This window comes from Pantoea sp. DY-5 (assembly GCF_019795955.1).
Classification (GTDB): Bacteria; Pseudomonadota; Gammaproteobacteria; order Enterobacterales; family Enterobacteriaceae; genus Pantoea; species Pantoea leporis.
In genome coordinates, this window is the sequence record NZ_JAIMIE010000001.1 from 1040632 (window position 1) to 1057780 (window position 17149).

Annotated in this window: 21 protein-coding genes; 18 read left to right on the forward strand and 3 right to left on the reverse strand. The window is 52.1% G+C overall.

The window, feature by feature from the left end:
• Positions 1 to 573: 573 nt before the first annotated feature.
• Together K5Y30_RS04945 and K5Y30_RS04950 are read left to right on the forward strand one after the other, a co-directional pair.
• Complete coding sequence (locus K5Y30_RS04945) at positions 574 to 1866, forward strand: hypothetical protein (RefSeq protein WP_222210613.1); 1293 nt, start codon at positions 574 to 576, stop codon at positions 1864 to 1866.
• A complete protein-coding gene (locus K5Y30_RS04950; RefSeq protein WP_222210614.1) occupies positions 1867 to 2085 on the forward strand; it encodes a hypothetical protein in 219 nt (72 codons plus the stop codon).
• Positions 2086 to 2113: 28 nt separating this feature from the next.
• On the opposite strand, the gene K5Y30_RS04955 is transcribed toward K5Y30_RS04950, so the two are convergent.
• Together K5Y30_RS04955 and K5Y30_RS04960 are read right to left on the reverse strand one after the other, a co-directional pair.
• Positions 2114 to 3142, reverse strand: a complete 1029-nt coding sequence (locus tag K5Y30_RS04955; protein ID WP_222210615.1) for a phage portal protein — start codon at positions 3140 to 3142, stop codon at positions 2114 to 2116.
• Entirely contained in the window at positions 3142 to 4905 is a 1764-nt protein-coding gene (locus K5Y30_RS04960) for a terminase ATPase subunit family protein (protein WP_222210616.1), read from the reverse strand. The genes K5Y30_RS04955 and K5Y30_RS04960 overlap by 1 nt, the downstream gene beginning before the upstream one ends.
• Before the next feature lie 145 nt (positions 4906 to 5050).
• Here K5Y30_RS04960 and K5Y30_RS04965 point away from each other — a divergent pair, with 145 nt between their 5' ends.
• The 11 genes from K5Y30_RS04965 (at position 5051) to K5Y30_RS05010 (ending at position 10610) form a co-directional block, all read left to right on the forward strand.
• Positions 5051 to 5896 (forward strand): GPO family capsid scaffolding protein, encoded by an 846-nt coding sequence (locus tag K5Y30_RS04965; RefSeq protein WP_222210617.1) that lies wholly within the window; start codon positions 5051 to 5053, stop codon positions 5894 to 5896.
• Positions 5897 to 5941: 45 nt separating this feature from the next.
• Positions 5942 to 7024, forward strand: a complete 1083-nt coding sequence (locus K5Y30_RS04970) for a phage major capsid protein, P2 family (RefSeq protein WP_222210618.1) — start codon at positions 5942 to 5944, stop codon at positions 7022 to 7024.
• 3 nt (positions 7025 to 7027) lie between these two features.
• Positions 7028 to 7696 (forward strand): terminase endonuclease subunit, encoded by a 669-nt coding sequence (locus K5Y30_RS04975; RefSeq protein ID WP_222210619.1) that lies wholly within the window; start codon positions 7028 to 7030, stop codon positions 7694 to 7696.
• A gap of 91 nt (positions 7697 to 7787) precedes the next feature.
• On the forward strand, positions 7788 to 8255 hold the full coding sequence (locus tag K5Y30_RS04980) for a head completion/stabilization protein (RefSeq protein ID WP_222210620.1): 468 nt from the start codon (positions 7788 to 7790) through the stop codon (positions 8253 to 8255).
• On the forward strand, positions 8252 to 8458 hold the full coding sequence (locus tag K5Y30_RS04985) for a tail protein X (protein ID WP_370634174.1): 207 nt from the start codon (positions 8252 to 8254) through the stop codon (positions 8456 to 8458). Before K5Y30_RS04980 ends, K5Y30_RS04985 begins: the two co-directional genes overlap by 4 nt.
• A gap of 9 nt (positions 8459 to 8467) precedes the next feature.
• A complete protein-coding gene (locus tag K5Y30_RS04990; protein WP_254773233.1) occupies positions 8468 to 8683 on the forward strand; it encodes an HP1 family phage holin in 216 nt (71 codons plus the stop codon).
• Entirely contained in the window at positions 8664 to 9176 is a 513-nt protein-coding gene (locus tag K5Y30_RS04995; protein WP_222210621.1) for a lysozyme, read from the forward strand. The genes K5Y30_RS04990 and K5Y30_RS04995 overlap by 20 nt, the downstream gene beginning before the upstream one ends.
• Positions 9173 to 9589: an Rz-like lysis system protein LysB gene (gene lysB / locus K5Y30_RS24815; protein ID WP_343552660.1), complete on the forward strand. Its 417-nt coding sequence runs from the start codon at positions 9173 to 9175 to the stop codon at positions 9587 to 9589. The genes K5Y30_RS04995 and lysB overlap by 4 nt, the downstream gene beginning before the upstream one ends.
• Complete coding sequence (gene lysC / locus K5Y30_RS05000; protein WP_255606560.1) at positions 9489 to 9722, forward strand: Rz1-like lysis system protein LysC; 234 nt, start codon at positions 9489 to 9491, stop codon at positions 9720 to 9722. The genes lysB and lysC overlap by 101 nt, the downstream gene beginning before the upstream one ends.
• Positions 9697 to 10164, forward strand: a complete 468-nt coding sequence (locus tag K5Y30_RS05005; protein ID WP_222210623.1) for a phage tail protein — start codon at positions 9697 to 9699, stop codon at positions 10162 to 10164. The genes lysC and K5Y30_RS05005 overlap by 26 nt, the downstream gene beginning before the upstream one ends.
• Positions 10161 to 10610, forward strand: a complete 450-nt coding sequence (locus K5Y30_RS05010) for a phage virion morphogenesis protein (RefSeq protein WP_222210624.1) — start codon at positions 10161 to 10163, stop codon at positions 10608 to 10610. The genes K5Y30_RS05005 and K5Y30_RS05010 overlap by 4 nt, the downstream gene beginning before the upstream one ends.
• Before the next feature lie 11 nt (positions 10611 to 10621).
• On the opposite strand, the gene K5Y30_RS05015 is transcribed toward K5Y30_RS05010, so the two are convergent.
• Positions 10622 to 13231 carry an SIR2 family protein gene (locus K5Y30_RS05015; protein ID WP_222210625.1) on the reverse strand — a complete coding sequence of 870 codons (2610 nt, stop codon included), beginning with the start codon at positions 13229 to 13231 and terminating at the stop codon, positions 10622 to 10624.
• A gap of 163 nt (positions 13232 to 13394) precedes the next feature.
• Between K5Y30_RS05015 and K5Y30_RS05020 the strand changes: the two genes are divergently transcribed.
• The 5 genes from K5Y30_RS05020 to K5Y30_RS24820 are packed head-to-tail and all read left to right on the forward strand — an operon-like array spanning position 13395 to position 17144.
• A complete protein-coding gene (locus K5Y30_RS05020; protein ID WP_222210626.1) occupies positions 13395 to 13985 on the forward strand; it encodes a phage baseplate assembly protein V in 591 nt (196 codons plus the stop codon).
• Positions 13982 to 14332 carry a GPW/gp25 family protein gene (locus K5Y30_RS05025; protein ID WP_222210627.1) on the forward strand — a complete coding sequence of 117 codons (351 nt, stop codon included), beginning with the start codon at positions 13982 to 13984 and terminating at the stop codon, positions 14330 to 14332. The genes K5Y30_RS05020 and K5Y30_RS05025 overlap by 4 nt, the downstream gene beginning before the upstream one ends.
• 4 nt (positions 14333 to 14336) lie before the next feature.
• On the forward strand, positions 14337 to 15245 hold the full coding sequence (locus K5Y30_RS05030) for a baseplate assembly protein (RefSeq protein ID WP_222210628.1): 909 nt from the start codon (positions 14337 to 14339) through the stop codon (positions 15243 to 15245).
• Positions 15238 to 15846: a phage tail protein I gene (locus K5Y30_RS05035; protein WP_222210629.1), complete on the forward strand. Its 609-nt coding sequence runs from the start codon at positions 15238 to 15240 to the stop codon at positions 15844 to 15846. Before K5Y30_RS05030 ends, K5Y30_RS05035 begins: the two co-directional genes overlap by 8 nt.
• Positions 15843 to 17144 (forward strand): phage tail protein, encoded by a 1302-nt coding sequence (locus K5Y30_RS24820; protein ID WP_255606561.1) that lies wholly within the window; start codon positions 15843 to 15845, stop codon positions 17142 to 17144. The genes K5Y30_RS05035 and K5Y30_RS24820 overlap by 4 nt, the downstream gene beginning before the upstream one ends.
• The last annotated feature ends 5 nt before the right edge of the window (positions 17145 to 17149 follow it).

Sequence of the window (17149 nt, forward strand, 5' to 3'; positions counted from 1 at the left end):
TAGTTTCAGCACTGCGACTAAGCCACCGTTTCGGTGGCTTTTTTGATGCTGCAGCAAAACGCATGTAGGTGCGTGATTTCGCATGATCCAAACAGGATCGCTTATCGCCCTTCTCCCCACGGCTGGCGCGGTATGAGGTGAGGCATGCAGATGCATTAAAAACGATGCACGAAGCGGGCTGGCGTGGCGGGGAAAGCATTGCGCGCCAGGGGTGTAAACATGTATGCGGAGGCTGAGCCAGTCGCACGGTGGCGAGCGCTCGTGATGGCAGTGAGTTGGCAAAACCCCGCAAACTCATCTGAGAGCGTCTGAAGATGTCGGAGCGATGCTTGAAATCTGAATGGGTATGAAGTGGTAGGATTTTAGCGCTCAAGAAGCTAACTTTGTGAGCGAGATTATTGATTTTGAGGTGTCAATGAATTTATTGTTTAAACACCCAAATAGTAGTTTTAAATCATTTGATTGAATTTTAGGCCTGATGCTCTTAGTTCCTCTTATCTAACTCTTAGCTGAATTGTAAGGAAGCATATGAGATTCCCTAGATATCAAAGAGATTTTTTTCAAGCAGCATCGATGATTAAAGCGCTCAAAGCTGATCCTGACAACATGGAGCTGATATTAGAGTTACATCGTTTCCTGATTAGAAAGATAGTTAGTGAAGAAAAAAGGATTAAAAGGCTTAAGCGCATTAAGAGTCGCTTCACCAGAATTAAAAAGGGTGGAAGGCTTACTAAGGATGATTCAATTAAAATTAAAGGCTTGTTGAATATGATAGAGCCTAGATTAAAAGCCAGGAGAGTAATGATATATACATGGAAGTTTTTTGGTGATGGAATTGCTAATATTTATCAGCCAACGTGCAATCTCAAGCATCTTTACTATGATTCCAACTATAATGTGAAGGAGGATGCCGGTTTTATTTCTGGAAAGGAAGGATTCAAAAATGAGTGGAAAATATTTCGAATGGGGCTTGATAAAAAGGTGCCTGTTATACTCTCCGATATTACGAATGTTATCCGGCATGGGGATGTATGTGCTATGGGGTGGAGTGATCCTGTACCCATTGAAGTTAAAAAAACGAAACATGCAAACCCAGGTGGACGCGTTAATAGACAGCTTAGGGATCTTAAAAAACTGGCTCTTTTTTACGGAAACGATTATGCACCAAACTTCAGGAACGGCTTTGATGCATACCGTGTTGCTAAAAAAGGCAGAGATGTTGCCTATTACAATGAAATAAATCTAGTTATTCGGAATGCTCTAGAGGATGGGTATAGCAGTATGGAAGTTGAGCGCGGCTTAACTTATTTTTGCTCCCGTATCACCAGAGGTGGTGACGTTGATGTTAACGTGGTTAATTACCTCGAGAGCGTTTGCGGTTTGAATAATTCAGTTATGGTTCATGAGTTGACACCTGAAGAGGATTGGGGCGTAGCATATCCTTTTACACTTTCACTTGAGAATGAATGTTTGGTCGCGTTCATTCAAAATGAAATTTCTATTCTGATACTTACTAATTTAGAAGAAGTGCGTAGAGAGTTTTTTAAGCATGGTGTTTTTGCAAAGTTCATCATGGATGGTCAGTCAGCTATACAGATTAGCCTTGATGAAAATGACCTTATGAAAGGTGCTTATAGAATCGGGGAGCAATATTTCAACAGGGAGGTTATAGGGTTTAATTCTGTGAAGGCTTTCGTTGAAAGTAGCTGCGTGTTGCTCAAGGAATTGCCTGAATTTAAAGTAAAGGATGCTGATTTTATTGAACGGGCAATAAGTTTTGACGAGGCATTGATGGAAGAATGGAAAAATGCGAAAGATGTATTGATTGATGCAAGGCTAGAAATATTTAATACAAAGGAGAGCTAAATGTCAGACGAAATCAGAAAAAGATTTAACATTCCTGAGGGGCATGTTTTAGAGCAGGTCTCGATGGACTGGAAGGGTTTACGTAAAGGCAGGGATAACGATGAGTATGTCTTTAACCAGTTAGATGAGAGTGGAAATGTTGTCGCTACCTATGACGAGATCCACTCAACATCAGCCTATCCACCTTTCGCGACAAGTATAACTGTCAATAAAAGATAAAGACTTGCCTAATTTAGAGATGAGTCTTTTAGGGTTCCAGTTCATAGGGCCGGAACCCAATAACCTTCTCACCAATCCAGTAGTTGATCTCCTTCATGCGCTCCTGCAGCGGTGTCAATTCGTTGCGCACAAACACCTGTGACGCCTTCACCGCATCCCCAAACCCGCCCGTGTTATCCGGGATAATCCCCATCATCTGCGGCGGTACGCGGTGCGCGCTTAGCAGATCGTCACGACTCGCCTTCTTGATGTTGAAAAAATCATCCCGCGTTGCCACTTCGCTGAGCGGTAAAATCTTTATTCCGTCCGGCTTGCCGTTGGGTGCGTACATGAAGAGGTTGCGAAAGTTGCCGATCCCTTTGGTGTCACGCATTGCCTGCCGCATGCGCTCAATGTCACTGCTGCTCTGTGCCGCATCGGTCATATACAGGATGTACCCGGCGTGCGCGCCGTTCTGGTAATACTTGCGGCGGAACAGCGTAGCCGACTCATTCAGCCAGGCGGAATTTAACGCGCTGAGATATTCAGGCAGGCCGTATAACTCCTGATTAATATCCGGTTCGATAAGGTGGAACACCTGATCCGTATCGAACTGGTGCGCCTCCTTCCATTCCCCCACAAACCAATACACGCCCTCCTCCACCCCTCGCCGCGTATATTTAGCCGGTGACATTTCAAGGCGCAGCGGCTGACCAAGCGTGTTGCGACGCAGCTCGGCGAAGGCGTTTCCAAACACCAGATAATCCAGCGCAAACTTGCTGAACTCCTGCTGGCTCAGCAGCGGGTGCGGGATAAACGTTGAGGCCAGAATGTTGCGCTTAACGTACAGCGGCGAGCTGTGGTGCACCGCCGAGCGCAGGCTTTTGGCGAGGCCGTGAAAGCTAACTGGCGGCTCGTACCAGCGCCCGTTATGGATGCATTCGGTGTAATCCATAATATCGCGCTTATCGAGTACTGCCGTTGGCTCGCCGAAGCTGAACGCCTCGAACGGCTGATGCGCTGCCGGTGATGGCTGGGATTGGGCGGTGAATGCCCTGCGGTCTTTGCGTTTGCTCATTAATAAAATTCCATAAATGAAGGGTTATCGCCGCCGCTGGCAGCGGTAAGCGGTTCGTTTAAGAGTGCGTGCATGATTGCCCAGGCGACGTCGGCGTGGCTGGCTTCCTCGCTGCGGCTGGCTTCGTAGGTTGAACGGTTGCCGCTGGCGGTCATGGTTTTGCGGATCGCCATAAATGACTGTGTGATATCGGTCTGGCCCGCGTCGTATTCGAGTCGCCCGCTGCTGATGGTGTCTTTCGCTTTCAGCACCATCGCGGTTTTTACTTCGGGCGAATATTTGATTTCGCGCGCCGCCGGGAAGAACTGGCGCACAAGCTGGAACACCCCCTGCCCGATGCCGGTGGCATCCACGCCGATGTATTCGACGGTGTATTTTTCGGTGAGCTGCTTTATCGACTGCGCCTGCGCGGCGAAGTCCATACCGCGCCACTGATGACGCTCCAGCACGCGGAATTTGCCGCCCTTCACCAGCGGCGGCGCGATAACGGCACATCCGGCGCTGTCGCCGGTATGCGAGGGATCGTACCCAATCCACACCGGGCGATAGTCGAACGGGCGCAGCGCGTAAGGGTTAAAGTCTGTCCATTCCTCCAGACTGTCGACCATGCAGGTCTGCAGTTCGGCGAACGGGAACACGCTGGCCTCGTCGTCGACAAATTCACACATCAGCAGGTTTTGATACTCCGACGGGCTGTATTCGAGCTGCAGCTGATCGATATCGAACAGGTTGCAGCCGCCGGTCAGCGCATCCTCAACCGTGACAATCTGCCGCCACTGGCCGTCGCCGCAAAGCGCGCCTTTCGCCAGGTATGAATGCGAGAGATCCAGCTCGATGCGGTCATCTTTGTTACGGCGCCCTTTGTTAAACAGCTCGCCAGACCAGAACGGATAAGCGCTGTGCGACAGGCTCGACGGCGTGGAAAAATAGGTCGTGCGCCACTTCTTGTGCAGTGACATGCCGCTGGCGACTTTGCGCAGCTCCTGAAACTTCGGTATCCAGAAATATTCATCCAGGTACAGATTGCCGGTGTAGCTCTGCGCAGTGCGCACGTTGGTACCGAGGAAAATCAGGCGCGCGCCGTTGGGCAGCACAATCGGATCGCCTTTCAGGTCAACGTCCACCTGACGGGCAAAGTCGAGGATGTAGTTTTTGAAAACGTGCGCCTGCGCCTTGCTGGCTGACAGGAAAATCTGGTTGCGCCCGGTGGTCAGCGCATCGATCAGCGCCTCGCGGGCAAAGTAGAACGTCGCGCCAATCTGGCGGGATTTGAGGATATTGCGAATGCGGTGCGCGAGTCCGGCCTGATGCCAGCCGAGCTGGTACGCAAAGCAGCCCTCCATAAACAGGCCGGTAAGTTTGTCGGTCTGCTCGTCGCTGAATACGTTTTTGATCACCGGCTGGCGCTCGCCTTTATTTCGGTTGCGCACGTTGGGATTGAGATCCGCCTCGTTGCCGCTGCTGCGGTAGCGCTCGACGCGCGCAAGCCGTTCAATCTGGCGACCGAGCGCGTCTATCTCCTTGTAATCACCATTCCCCTTGACCTCTTTCATGATGAGCTGAATCAACCGTGCTTCCATGCTGGCTTCCACGCGACTGATGGGCGCGATGCTGTCCCACTCGTCGCGCAGCTTCCAGCTCTGCACGGTCGGCGTTTTCTGTCCGAGCGTCTCCGCAATCTGGCGCACGGAAAATCCCTGCCAGTAAAGCAGCGCGGCCTGACGGCGCGGATCGCTGATGATGGTGCCGGGTGTCATGTTCATGCCGGTAAGGCTACCGGTGGCAAATTGGGCGCGCCTGCACTCGCTGTTTGCTGATACATGAGCGGGCGGGCATGCATTGAGGGATTAGGTGGCGGCGGGGAAACTGGCCCCGAACCGAACCAACCCACTGACCGGAGCCTGATTAATGGCAACTAAAGCAAAGCGTTTCCGCATCGCTGTGCAGGGCGCAACCACCGACGGCCGCGAGATTTCCCGCGACTGGATTTCGCAGATGGCGAAAAACTATGACCCCACTGTGTACGGCGCACGCGTCAACATGGAGCACATCAAAGGCTATGCCGCCGACAGCACGTTCCGCCGCTTTGGCGACGTAACGAAGGTGGAAGCCGAGGAAATCACCGAAGGCCCGCTGGCGGGTAAACTGGCGCTGTTTGGCTACATCGATCCCACCCCTGAGCTGGTCGAGCTGACTAAAGCACGCCAGAAGGTTTACACCTCGATTGAAGTGAACCCGAAATTCTCCGACACCGGCGAAGCCTATCTGATTGGTCTGGCCGTGACCGACGATCCGGCAAGCCTTGGCACGGAATACCTGAGCTTTAGCGCCACCGCCAAAGCCAGCCCGCTGGCCTCACGCAAGCAGGACAAAGAAAACCTGTTTACCGCCGCCGAAGAAACCCTGATCGAGTTTTACGACGAAGCCGACGCAGGCCCGTCGCTGCTGTCCCGCGTGAAAGAGCTGTTTACCCGCAAAGAAAAAACCGACGACGAGCGCTTTAGCGACGTGAGCGCAGCGGTAACGGCCGTCGCGGAGCAGGTGCAGAAGAACGGCGAAACCCATTCGCAGCAGGTGGCAGCGCTGGAAAAAACCTTTTCCGATCGCATCGCGGCGCTGGAGCTGGAAGCCGGTAAAGACCGCGAAGCACTGAGCACCCTGCAGGAGACGCTGGCGAAAACTGACGGCGGCTTTAACCGTCGCCCGCCTGCAACCGGCGGCGACAACAAAGGCAGCGTGCAGACCGACTGCTAATACACCGGATTGAGTAAACCCGAATACCGATTAACAGGAGCGCCAATGCGCAAGAATACCCGCTTTAAATTTAACGCCTACATGTCCCGCGTCGCCGAGCTGAACGGCGTAGAAATCGACGATATGAACAAAAAATTCAGCGTCGAACCGTCTGTCACGCAAAAGCTGATGACCCGCGTGCAGGAGTCATCTGCGTTTCTGACCCGCATCAACATCGTGCCGGTGCCGGAAATGAAGGGTGAGAAAATCGGCGTCGGCGTGTCCGGCTCAATTGCCAGCACCACCGATACCGCTGGCGGCGATGAACGTGAAACCGCTGATTTCTCTTCGCTCGACAGCCAGGGCTATGAGTGCGCGCAGGTCAACTTCGATTTCCACATTCGCTATAACACGCTCGACCTGTGGGCGCGCTATGACGATTTCCAGACCCGCTTACGCGATTCCATCATCCAGCGCCAGGCGCTGGACCGCATCATGATTGGCTTTAACGGCACGCACCGCGCTAAAACCTCTAACCGCGCCGCCAACCCGATGCTGCAGGACGTGGCGGTGGGCTGGCTGCAGAAGTACCGCAACGAAGCGCCGAGCCGCGTGATGAGCAAAATCACGGAGGAAGACGGCACGGTGATTTCACCCAAAATCCGCGTGGGCAAAGACGGCGACTACGCCAACCTCGACGCGCTGGTAATGGACGCCACCAACAACCTGATCGAGCCGTGGTATCAGGAAGACCCGGAGCTGGTCGTCATCGTTGGCCGTCAGCTACTGGCCGACAAGTATTTCCCGATTGTGAACAAAGACCAGGCGAACACCGAGCAGCTTGCCGCTGACGTGATTATCAGCCAGAAGCGCATCGGCAACCTGCCAGCGGTGCGCGTGCCGTACTTCCCGGCCAACGCCATGATGATCACCCGCACCGACAACCTGTCGATTTACTGGCAGGAAGGCACGCAGCGCCGCCACATCGAAGAGGTGCCGAAGCGCGACCGCATCGAAAACTACGAGTCGGCAAATGAAGACTACGTGGTGGAAGACTACGCGGCGGGCTGCGTGATTGAAAACATCGAACTCGGTGATTTCAGCGAACCGGCTGAAGCCAAAACTGAAACCCCGGCAGCGGGAGAGTAACGCATGCTGAGTCCCGCCCGCCGTCACCGGATGCGCGTCCAGGCCGAAACCGAATCGCAGCGGGATGCGAACCCGCTGCGCCACGCCACCGGCTATGAGCAGATGCTCGTGAAACTCAACGAGGACAAGCGCCGCCTGAAGAAAGTCCACTCGGTAGAGCGCAAGGCTGAGCTAAAGCGCCAGCTCCTGCCCGACTACCTGCCGTGGATTGCAGGCGTGATGAACAGCGGGCGCGGCGCGCAGGATGCCATCGTGATGACCGTCATGATCTGGCGGCTGGACACCGGCGACGTAACCGGCGCGCTCGAAATCGCCCGTTACGCATTAACGCACGGTCTGGTGCCGCCCGACGGATTTAAACGAGACAGCCTGCCGTATCTGCTGGCCGAAGAAGTGGCCAGCGCCGCGACACGCGCCTGGACGGCAAAAGAGGCGGTCGATATCGCGCCGCTGCTTGAAACCATCCGGCTGACCGACGCCGAAGACATGCCCGATCAGGTGCGCGCCAAGCTGCACAAAATCGCCGGGTATGTGTATCGCGATTCGGGCGGGACTCTGGAAGCCATGCATCACCTGAAACGCGCGCTGCAGCTGCACGAGGGCTGCGGCGTGAAAAAAGACATAGAGCGGCTGGCGACTGCCATGAAAAAGCAGGCGCAGGCCAGCCGCTGACCGGACGCGACCCCGCGCAGGGCGGCAGGACGGCAACGCACTTTCAGTGTCTGCGCCGTCCTCCACCGCCCACCTATTTCTGAGGCCAACTATGAGCACGCTGGTAATTGCAGCACAGCGACCGGCAGAGACTGCCGAGCCGCCGGTAAAGAACACCTTTTTCTGGCCTGATATCGACCTGCAGCAGCTGCGCGAGTCACTGCGCTACGAGGGAACCGTCACCGCGCAGCGCCTGCGGCTGGCGGTGAAAACGGCGATTAGCGAAGTGAACGCCGAGCTGTACGACTGGCGCGCCGACCAGATGGCGGCGGGTTTTAAAACGCTCGCTGACGTCCCGGCGGAAGCGCTGGACGGCGTGAGCGAAAAAATCACGCACTACCTCGCCGCCGTCGAGGCGATCACCGCCGCCACCATCGCCGAGCGCTATCGCGGCTATGACGCCAGCGGCACGAAGAAGGCCGGAGACGTTGAAGCCAGCGCCGACGAATACTGGCGCGACGCGCGGTTCAGCATCAGCCGCGTCGGTGAGCGCCCTAACTGCATCGTGAGCCTGCTGTGACGCGGGTTTACGCGCTGCAGGGCGATACCGTCGACGATATCTGCTACCGCCATTACGGGCGCACGGAGCAGGTAATGGAGTCGGTCTTTGATGCCAACCCCGGCCTCGCCGACGCCGGGCCGATACTGCCGCACGGCTGGCCGGTCGATCTGCCTGAGCTGCCGGAATCGTCAACGGGTGAGACCGTTAACCTTTGGGACTGAATCATGAACATCACGATGGAGCGCATCAGCGCCTTTATCACCTACAGCATTGCCGTGGTGATGGGCTGGCTCGGTAAATGGGATTTGCAGGATGTGGCGACCATTCTCGGCATGGTGCTCGGCGTCGGCATGTTTCTGGTGAGCTGGTATTACCGGCGCAAAACCTACCAGCTCTTTGCAACGGGCCGCATCAGCCGGAGTGACTATGAATCTGCAAACCGTTAAGCGCTGCTCGATTGGCGTGGTGCTGGCGATTGCCGCCACGCTGCCGGGCTTTCAGCAGCTGCACACCTCGGTAGAGGGACTGAAACTTATCGCCGATTACGAGGGCTGTCGCCTGAGTCCCTACAAGTGCGACGCGGACAAATGGACGGATGGCATCGGCAATACGGTTGGCGTGGTGCCGGGCAAAGCTATCACCGAGCGGCAGGCGGCGGGCACGTTTATCGCTAACGTGCTCCGCACGGAAAAGGCGTTAACGCGTTGCCTGTTCGTGAAGGTGCCGCAAAAGGTTTACGACGCCGTGGTGTCGCTGGCCTTCAACGTCGGCACGGGCAATGCCTGCAGCTCAACGATGGTGAAGCTGTTGAACCAGAGCCGCTGGCGCGAAGCCTGCTATCAGTTGCCGCGCTGGGTGTACGTGAAAGGCGTGTTTAATCAGGGGCTGGATAACCGTCGCGTGCGAGAGCTGGCATGGTGCCTTAAGGGGGCGTTGTGATCCGCATTACGGGAACCCTTTTAGCCGTGGCGCTGCTGGCGCTGGCACTAACCGGCTGGCGATGGTCGGTTGCCAGCGATGAGCTGGCGAGTGCGCAGCGGGTTATCGGCACACTGTCCGCCGGTATCGAGAGCCGGGATAAAGCCATCACCCGGCTTAAAACTGAAAACAACGAAGGGCAGAAACGCGAAGCCACGCTGCGGCTGATGCAGGGTAAAGCCAGCGCCGGAGCGCTGACGCGAGAGGCACACATACAGAGGGAAACCGATGCAAACCCGATACTCCGTGACTGGTCTGTTACTGCTTTGCCTGATGATGTTATTAGGCTGCACACCCGCCCCGCCTTCACCAGCGCCAGAGATTATCTGGATTGGCTGTCCGCGCGTGACAAGCTGCCCGGTGCCGGGAAATAGCCTGAGAACGGCGGGCGATCTGGCGGCGGATAACCGCCAGCTTGATGCTGCGCTCGCCTCCTGCGGGCTGCAGGTCGAAATCATTAAAGAGTGCCAGGAGCAACACGATGCTGAAACCCCAACAACTCCGTAAGGCGCTGACCGCCAGTGTGCCGCTGCTGCAGCGCAACCCTGACAGCCTGAATGTGTTCATCGATAGCGGGCGTATCGTGTCAACGCTCGCCACCTCGCTGTCGTTTGAGTATCAGTACCGGCTGAACATGGTGATCACTGATTACACTGGCGATATCGATTTGCTGATCGTGCCTATGCTGGAATGGCTGCGGATGAATGAACCTGACATCATGGCGACCAAAGACAGGCAGCAGAACGGCTTCACGTTCAAGGCGGACGTGATCAGCGATACCGCGAGCGACATCAGTATTGACCTGCAATTAAGCGAGCGGGTGATCGTCAAGCGCGTGGGTGATGAACTGCACGTTAAACACGTTGGCGAAAATCCATTGCCGGAGAACGATACGCGGCCCGTGCAGCTCTATGCTGGCGGTGATTTGGTTAGCGAGTGGCGAACATGAGTGACTTACAACTGGTCAATGACCGGCTGAATGCGTTGATTGGCAACCTTTCGCCGTCTTCACGTAAAGCGATGGCGCGCAACATCGCGAAGAAACTGCGTGCCAGCCAGCAGCAGAATATCAAACGCCAGCAGGCACCGGACGGCACTCCCTTCAAGCCGCGCAAGGCACAACCCATACGCAGCAAAAAGGGCCGGGTTAAGCGTGAGATGTTCGCCAAACTCCGTACCGCGAAATACATGAAAGCGCAGGCAACTTCAAATGAGGCGGTAATTGAGTTTACCGGACGCGTGCAGCGCATGGTGTGGGTACATCATTATGGCCTGCTAGACAGTCCAACATTAAATTCTAAAAAAATAAGGTATCCTCAAAGACCACTAATAGGCCTAAACTTAGAAATCACGAAAGAAATTCACAAAATTATTATCGAAGGGCTAAATAAATAGCCCTCTTAAATTTAAGCACTAGCTTTATGTTGAGTGACTACAGTAGTAGTATATTTATCCAAGTAATGAGAAGGAATTACGGGCCAGTGCTGGAAAGCATAGTAATATGAAAAGTCATTATTAATTATTTCATCCATTAATCGTCTTGCGGGGACTTCTTCACCAAGTAAGATATGCGCAGCAACACTCGCCGGACCTTTTTTATCTTTTCCAATCACATTTTGTATATCTACTCTGTTAATTTTAATACCTAATCGCTGATTAGCCAACTCCCTGTTAATTATCAAAGCATCTTTATCAGTTCCTGCTGGAAGTTGGCCAATGCCAGTAGTAAGTAGGTTGACAACTTTTTGATTTGCGCCTTCATGTAAGTAAATGAAGGACTGGTTAACAAGGTAACTTGCATAATCCAAGGTGGAGCCTAATGATTGCTCCATTAATCGACTTGCAGTTTCATAATCCTTAGCGCTTAAAGAAATTTGCGCCTTCATAAATAAATAGCTACAGTCCTCAATATCTGGCTTGCATTTTTCCAGCATTCTGCTGGCATTGTATAAATCAGGTTCGCCATGTAACAGTATATCAAGAGCTGACTGTGAGCACTTACAAATACCTTGTAATTCAATCGCCTTAACGATTACTTCTTTTGCTTGCTTTAAATCCCGGTCAAATACAATCATACTTTCTGCTTTAAAAATACTTGGTAAAGCAAATTCTGATTCTTCAAACTCTTTAACATAGACTTCTTGTGTTCGCTGGCTACTTACTAGAGCTTTATCACGGCATTTAAAAGATGGCAGCTTTCTATTAATCGCAATAATAAGACTAAATATAGATTTTTTCTTCTTCTGCGATGAAGACAAATAAATTGAATCCAACTCACTCAAGAGAGCTAGCGCTAGTTCAATATCCACATCAATCAAACTGAGTTCCATTTTCACCTTTAGTGTATTAAGGTGAATAGGACTCATTTCGCTCATTTTGTCAATTAACTTAATTAAGGCCTCTTTATATTCTTTAGGATTATCCTTAACATTTTTTATTACACCTAATGTTTTTTGCATCAAGATCCAAGCATGATTGTCCAAGCTTGGATTCAACTTGAGGCTTTCCTCTAGCTTTTCAATTATAAACTCCAACTTTACATCATTTTTAAACTGCTTTGATTCTCTATATCTTAGAGCTTCACTAGCATAACGGTTTCTGATGTCAGGGCTATATTTAAACTTTTCCAATAATTGAGAAATAAAATCTATTTTTTGAATTGGATTTTTGTAAAGTGATAATTTCCTCAAATTATTATTAATGCTATACTCATCCATATCAAGTATTTTATCAGCTTGTTCTAAAGCAAGTTCATATTGTTCTTGCTGCTGATAAACACCGGTAAGCCTAGATAGATAAGCTTGCTTAAGGTTATTATCTTTACATGTTGACAAGAGTTTTTGCGCTTCCTTTTCGGCCTCATCATATTTTTTGTTTTTAATTAGTGAATCCAGAGATAGTAAGTTTCTAAAATCAACTTCCGTGAACGACTTATCATCAGTATAATTTTCACCTGAAAGTTCATTTATAAGATTTGATATGTCCAGCTTATTTGTGTGCGTTTTTAACCTTTTAATATCCTGAGCAATAAATGAGTTTGCCGCAAGCTGGTATTTATCCTCTGTAAAACTTGCCAGCATGCTCTCTCTCTTAGTAGATTTAAAGTTTGCTTCAAGTGAGAGGCCTTCCCCGTTTATATGGTAATGTAGCTCCGCTAAAGCCTGATCAAACCCATCAATCTTGACATAATAAACCCTTTCTTTTTTTAGAATTTTATGAAGATCAGGATTTATTTCATCACCATCCCTCAAGCACCAATAGATACCATTTCCTAAAAATTCGTCCTGTCGAAGAAGATAGTTAATCACATCGATGATTGATCTATCATTCCCTGCATACCCCATGAAAACCAAACCATATTTTTTAGTAAACTCTATAAGCTTTTCTCTGGTATTGGTTTCAAGAGATTCTGTTTCATTCAACGTACTTTTAATACTATCAAAAAGATAATCACCATGTACCTTGATTATTTTTGGTCGAGATGAATTTACTGAAACCCCTTTTATAGATGAATCATGTGCGCACAGTGTTGGCCTTTCTCTCGAGAACTGATAAAAAGCCTCGTTAATTAAGTCATCAAAATTTGTTGTGAACACCGTATCAAAATATCCGCTTTGAAATAAGCTAACCATATATGAATAACCTATTGACGGGAGCTTTGAATCCACTTGTTTTTCTACAAATCTTCTTCTTTGAGATGGCAAGTCAAATTTCTTTTGAAATAAAGATGAGTATTCATTTGAAGGATCGAACCAGGATGACTCTTTATCAATGAGATATTGCCTTGCGGTTTTCACATCCTCGTAAGGCAGCCCCGATAGAAGCTCAAATATTTCCTTTCTCCATTCATCAACCAATTGGGCACCTGAACTAATACCTGAAGTAACAGATGCTCCTGCGCCAAGAAAGAGACTGTAATTTGGGCTATTACCTGATTTCGTTTTTATGTAGGTAGCTAGATCTTTGATAGTGCGCTGTTTATTTGGCATTAGTTCAGAGAGGTCTGCAATATTCATCATCATTTTCCATTGATTGATAAGTCAAGCTTTAGTTTTTACAACCTAGACAAGTTTTGATCAATAGTATTTTTAAGAATACTCCCAAAAAAAACATTCTTAGTAATCAACAGACAAACACTAGCTAGTTGAGGATTGCACTGGTCTTGTTGATTCTATTGATATGAACTCGAAACTTAATGAAATCCTGCGCTTGCTGCGCAATCTGATCCGCATTGGCACCGTGTCCGCTGTAAAACTGGACGACGGGTTATGCCGCGTGGATACAGGAAACAACACAACCGGCTGGCTTCACTGGCTGTCTGCGCGTGCGGGTAAAACCCGTTCGTGGAATGCGCCGTCGGTGGGTGAGCAGGTGCTCGTTTTATGCCTCGGCGGTGAACTCGATACGGGGTTTGTACTGCCGGGCATTTTCTCCGATGACAACCCCGCCCCATCCGCATCGGCTGATGCGTTGCACTGGTCATTCCCTGACGGCGCCGTAATTGAGTACGAACCGGAAACCGGTGAGCTAAAAGCAACCGGCATACAAACCGCCACCATAGAGGCGGCTGTCAAAATCCTGCTGAGTACACCAGAGGTTGAATGCTCTGCTCACCTGAAAGCCAAAACGTTTGAGTTTTCAGAGGGCGGAAAGATGACCGGCAACGTCGAGCACAGCGGCGGGAAATTCGACTCGAACGGCGTTGTTGTGGATGACCACGATCACGGTGGCGTCCAGCGCGGCGGAAGCAGAACGGATGGCCCTCAATGACGACAGCAAAATACATCGGCATGAACCGGGAGACCGGCGAGGCGCTTAACGACCTCGACCATGTCCGCCAGTCAGTGCGCGACATTCTATTAACGCCGCTCGGCTCCAGGGTGATGCGGCGCAAATATGGCTCACTGCTGTCTGCGCTTATTGACCAGCCGCAAAACGAATCGCTTCGCCTGCAGATTATGTCGGCCTGCTACATGGCGATCCTGCAGTGGGAGCCGCGGATAAAACTCACCGGCATCAATTTCGATTCTGATTTTAACGGCGGCATGGTGGTCGAACTGACCGGCAACCGCGCCGACACGACACAGCCTTTTTCCTTAACCGTTCCTGTGAGCTGAGAACATGGCAACTATCGACCTGAGCCAGCTTCCCGCCCCCGACGTGGTGGAAACGCTGGACTATGAAATCCTGCTGGCCGAGCGCAAAGCCACGCTGATTTCGCTCTACCCGGAAGAACAGCAGGCCGCTATCGCCCGCACGCTGGCGCTTGAATCTGAACCCATCGTGAAACTGCTGCAGGAAAATGCCTATCGCGAAGTGATTCTGCGACAGCGCATTAACGAAGCGGCTAAGGCGGTCATGGTGGCTTACGCACTTGACGACGACCTCGACCAACTCGGTGCGAATAACGGCGTTGAACGCCTGACCATTACAGCGGCAGATGAAACGACTATCCCGCCCACGGCGGCGGTGATGGAAAGTAATGATGATTTTCGCGCCCGTATCGCCGCTGCATTCGAAGGCTTAAGCGTTGCCGGGCCAACTGGCGCATATGAGTACCACGCCCGAAGCGCCGACGGCAGAGTGGCGGATGCGTCCGCCATCAGCCCATCGCCCGCCGTTGTTACGGTAACTGTGCTGGCGCGCGAGGGTAATGGCACCGCTGCCGACGACCTGCTGGCCGTGGTGGATGCCGCGCTGAACGATGAGAACGTGCGCCCGGTAGCTGATCGCGTAGGCGTGCAGTCGGCGCAGATCGTTGATTACGCCATCGAAGCTGAGCTTTATCTCTATCCGGGGCCGGAGGCTGAACCCATCCGCGCGGCATCAGAGGCAAAGCTCGCGGCCTACGTGACGGCACAAAAACGGCTGGGGCGCGATATTCGCCTGTCGGCATTATATGCGGCTATCCATGTTGAAGGTGTGCAGCGAGTAAACCTGATTCAGCCTGTCGCTGACATGGTGCTCGACAAAACGCAGGCGGCATATTGCACCGGCTACACGCTGACCGTGGGAGGCTCGGATGAATGATCGACTGTTGCCCACTGGCTCGTCGTCACTGGAAGTTGCAGCCGCTGAAGCGCTGGCAACTCTCAGCACGATGAATGTGCCACTGCGCCAGCTATGGAACCCGCAAACCTGCCCGGTGCAGTTATTGCCCTATCTGGCGTGGGCATGGTCTGTTGACCGCTGGGATTCTGGCTGGAGTGAATCAACCAAGCGCGCAGTTGTGGCGGCAGCGCGATACGTGCATCGCCATAAAGGAACCATCGGCGCAATCCGTCGCGTGGTTGAGCCGCTGGGCTATCTGGTCCGCGTCATCGAATGGTGGAAGACTAACGAAACGCCAGGCACATTCCGGCTTGATGTGGGTGTGCTGGATACCGGCATTACCGAAGAAATGTACAACGAGCTGGAACGGTTAATTACGGATGCAAAGCCGTGCAGCCGCCATCTGATCGGGCTGTCTATCAATCTCGATGCAAACGGCGCAATCCCGGTTGCTGTCGCCAGCTACAGCGGCGACGAGTTGACCGTTTATCCCTACACCCCAGAACTAATCAGCGTCGGCGGGCCGGTGTATTCCGGTGCGGCGGTGCATCTTATCGACCTGACGGAAGTGAGCGCATGACGACAAAATATTTTGCCCTGCTGACCAATCAGGGCGCGGCTAAGCTGGCGAACGCTGCCGCGCTCGGCACTAAAGTAGACCTTAAGGAAATGGCTGTTGGTGACGGCGGCGGCACGCTGCCGACGCCAGACCCGGCGCAGACGAAACTTATCGGCGAGAAACGCCGCGCACAGCTTAACTCACTGTCGGTTGACGCGGCGAACAACAGCCAGATTATTGCCGAGCAGATAATCCCGGAGAGCGAGGGCGGTTTCTGGATTCGTGAGATTGGGCTGTATGACGCAGACGGCGTGCTGATTGCGGTGGCGAACTGCGCCGAGACCTACAAGCCGCAGCTTGCCGAGGGCAGCGGGCGCACGCAGACGGTACGCATGATTATCATCGTCAACAGCTCCAGTGCAGTGACGTTGAAAATCGATCCCGCCGTGGTGCTGGCGACGCGCAAATATGTAGATGACGCGGTAATTTTGGTCAAAGCGTATTCCGATAAGCTTCTGAAAGAACACGTAGATGATTCAGATCCACACACGCAGTATCTGAAAAAAATTCAGCTCAGTAATGCGACAGATAGTGACAGCGAAACGCAGGCAGCAACCTCTAAAGCTGTTAAATCCGTGGTGACAGAAGTCAGCAAAAAAGCACTACTTAACGGAAATGCAAACGAGCAGTTTGCAGCTAAAGATGCAAGTGCTGATGCACACGTCGTCAACCGGGGGCAGATGAACACGGGACTTGGCAAGCGGGCATGGTATGGCGGGGACTCTAATCAGGACTTCGCCGTGCTGGGTGGCACGACAGAGCACAGCGCCGTGGCTAACTGGCAGCTTGTTCAGGCACTTTCCAAGTATGCGGCTCTGACAGGAAATGCCAGTCAAAAGTTCTGGGTACTTAGCGCACCAGGCGACGGCAATGCAGCAGTACCTGTTTCACTTCTCAATAGTGGGCTTGCGGGCAAAGCCAACCTTGCAGGAAATCAATATCAAAACTTTGATATCGCTCAGGCTTCATCATGGGCGCATGCCGTGCGGCTTGATCAATTTCAGTCTGGCTCAAATGGTAATGGTGCCTGGAACAAGCTTCCCGGCGGAGGACAGTGGTGCCGAACAAATATGACTATTGGGGCAAAATCCAATGCCACCTGGACGTTTCCTGCAGGTTTTTCAGCTGCACCCTGCGTACTTATAGGGGCAATAAATGGCGCTCCTTCCGTGTGGCTGACCGGTGTTGGGCCAAATAATTGCGGCATCTATAACAATAATGACGGGCCTTTAAACATTAACTTATTAGCATTCTGGTGATAATT

Excerpts from the sequence above, each read along its gene's own strand:
- K5Y30_RS04945 (WP_222210613.1), top strand. The coding sequence starts at position 574 with ATGATTAAAGCGCTCAAAGCTGATCCTGACAACATGGAGCTGATATTA.
- K5Y30_RS04950 (WP_222210614.1), top strand. The coding sequence starts at position 1,867 with ATGTCAGACGAAATCAGAAAAAGATTTAACATTCCTGAGGGGCATGTT.
- K5Y30_RS04955 (WP_222210615.1), bottom strand. The coding sequence starts at position 3,142 with ATGAGCAAACGCAAAGACCGCAGGGCATTCACCGCCCAATCCCAGCCA.
- K5Y30_RS04960 (WP_222210616.1), bottom strand. The coding sequence starts at position 4,905 with ATGAACATGACACCCGGCACCATCATCAGCGATCCGCGCCGTCAGGCC.
- K5Y30_RS04965 (WP_222210617.1), top strand. The coding sequence starts at position 5,051 with ATGGCAACTAAAGCAAAGCGTTTCCGCATCGCTGTGCAGGGCGCAACC.
- K5Y30_RS04970 (WP_222210618.1), top strand. The coding sequence starts at position 5,942 with ATGCGCAAGAATACCCGCTTTAAATTTAACGCCTACATGTCCCGCGTC.
- K5Y30_RS04975 (WP_222210619.1), top strand. The coding sequence starts at position 7,028 with ATGCTGAGTCCCGCCCGCCGTCACCGGATGCGCGTCCAGGCCGAAACC.
- K5Y30_RS04980 (WP_222210620.1), top strand. The coding sequence starts at position 7,788 with ATGAGCACGCTGGTAATTGCAGCACAGCGACCGGCAGAGACTGCCGAG.
- K5Y30_RS04995 (WP_222210621.1), top strand. The coding sequence starts at position 8,664 with ATGAATCTGCAAACCGTTAAGCGCTGCTCGATTGGCGTGGTGCTGGCG.
- lysC (WP_255606560.1), top strand. The coding sequence starts at position 9,489 with ATGATGTTATTAGGCTGCACACCCGCCCCGCCTTCACCAGCGCCAGAG.
- K5Y30_RS05005 (WP_222210623.1), top strand. The coding sequence starts at position 9,697 with ATGCTGAAACCCCAACAACTCCGTAAGGCGCTGACCGCCAGTGTGCCG.
- K5Y30_RS05010 (WP_222210624.1), top strand. The coding sequence starts at position 10,161 with ATGAGTGACTTACAACTGGTCAATGACCGGCTGAATGCGTTGATTGGC.
- K5Y30_RS05015 (WP_222210625.1), bottom strand. The coding sequence starts at position 13,231 with ATGAATATTGCAGACCTCTCTGAACTAATGCCAAATAAACAGCGCACT.
- K5Y30_RS05020 (WP_222210626.1), top strand. The coding sequence starts at position 13,395 with ATGAACTCGAAACTTAATGAAATCCTGCGCTTGCTGCGCAATCTGATC.
- K5Y30_RS05025 (WP_222210627.1), top strand. The coding sequence starts at position 13,982 with ATGACGACAGCAAAATACATCGGCATGAACCGGGAGACCGGCGAGGCG.
- K5Y30_RS05030 (WP_222210628.1), top strand. The coding sequence starts at position 14,337 with ATGGCAACTATCGACCTGAGCCAGCTTCCCGCCCCCGACGTGGTGGAA.
- K5Y30_RS05035 (WP_222210629.1), top strand. The coding sequence starts at position 15,238 with ATGAATGATCGACTGTTGCCCACTGGCTCGTCGTCACTGGAAGTTGCA.
- K5Y30_RS24820 (WP_255606561.1), top strand. The coding sequence starts at position 15,843 with ATGACGACAAAATATTTTGCCCTGCTGACCAATCAGGGCGCGGCTAAG.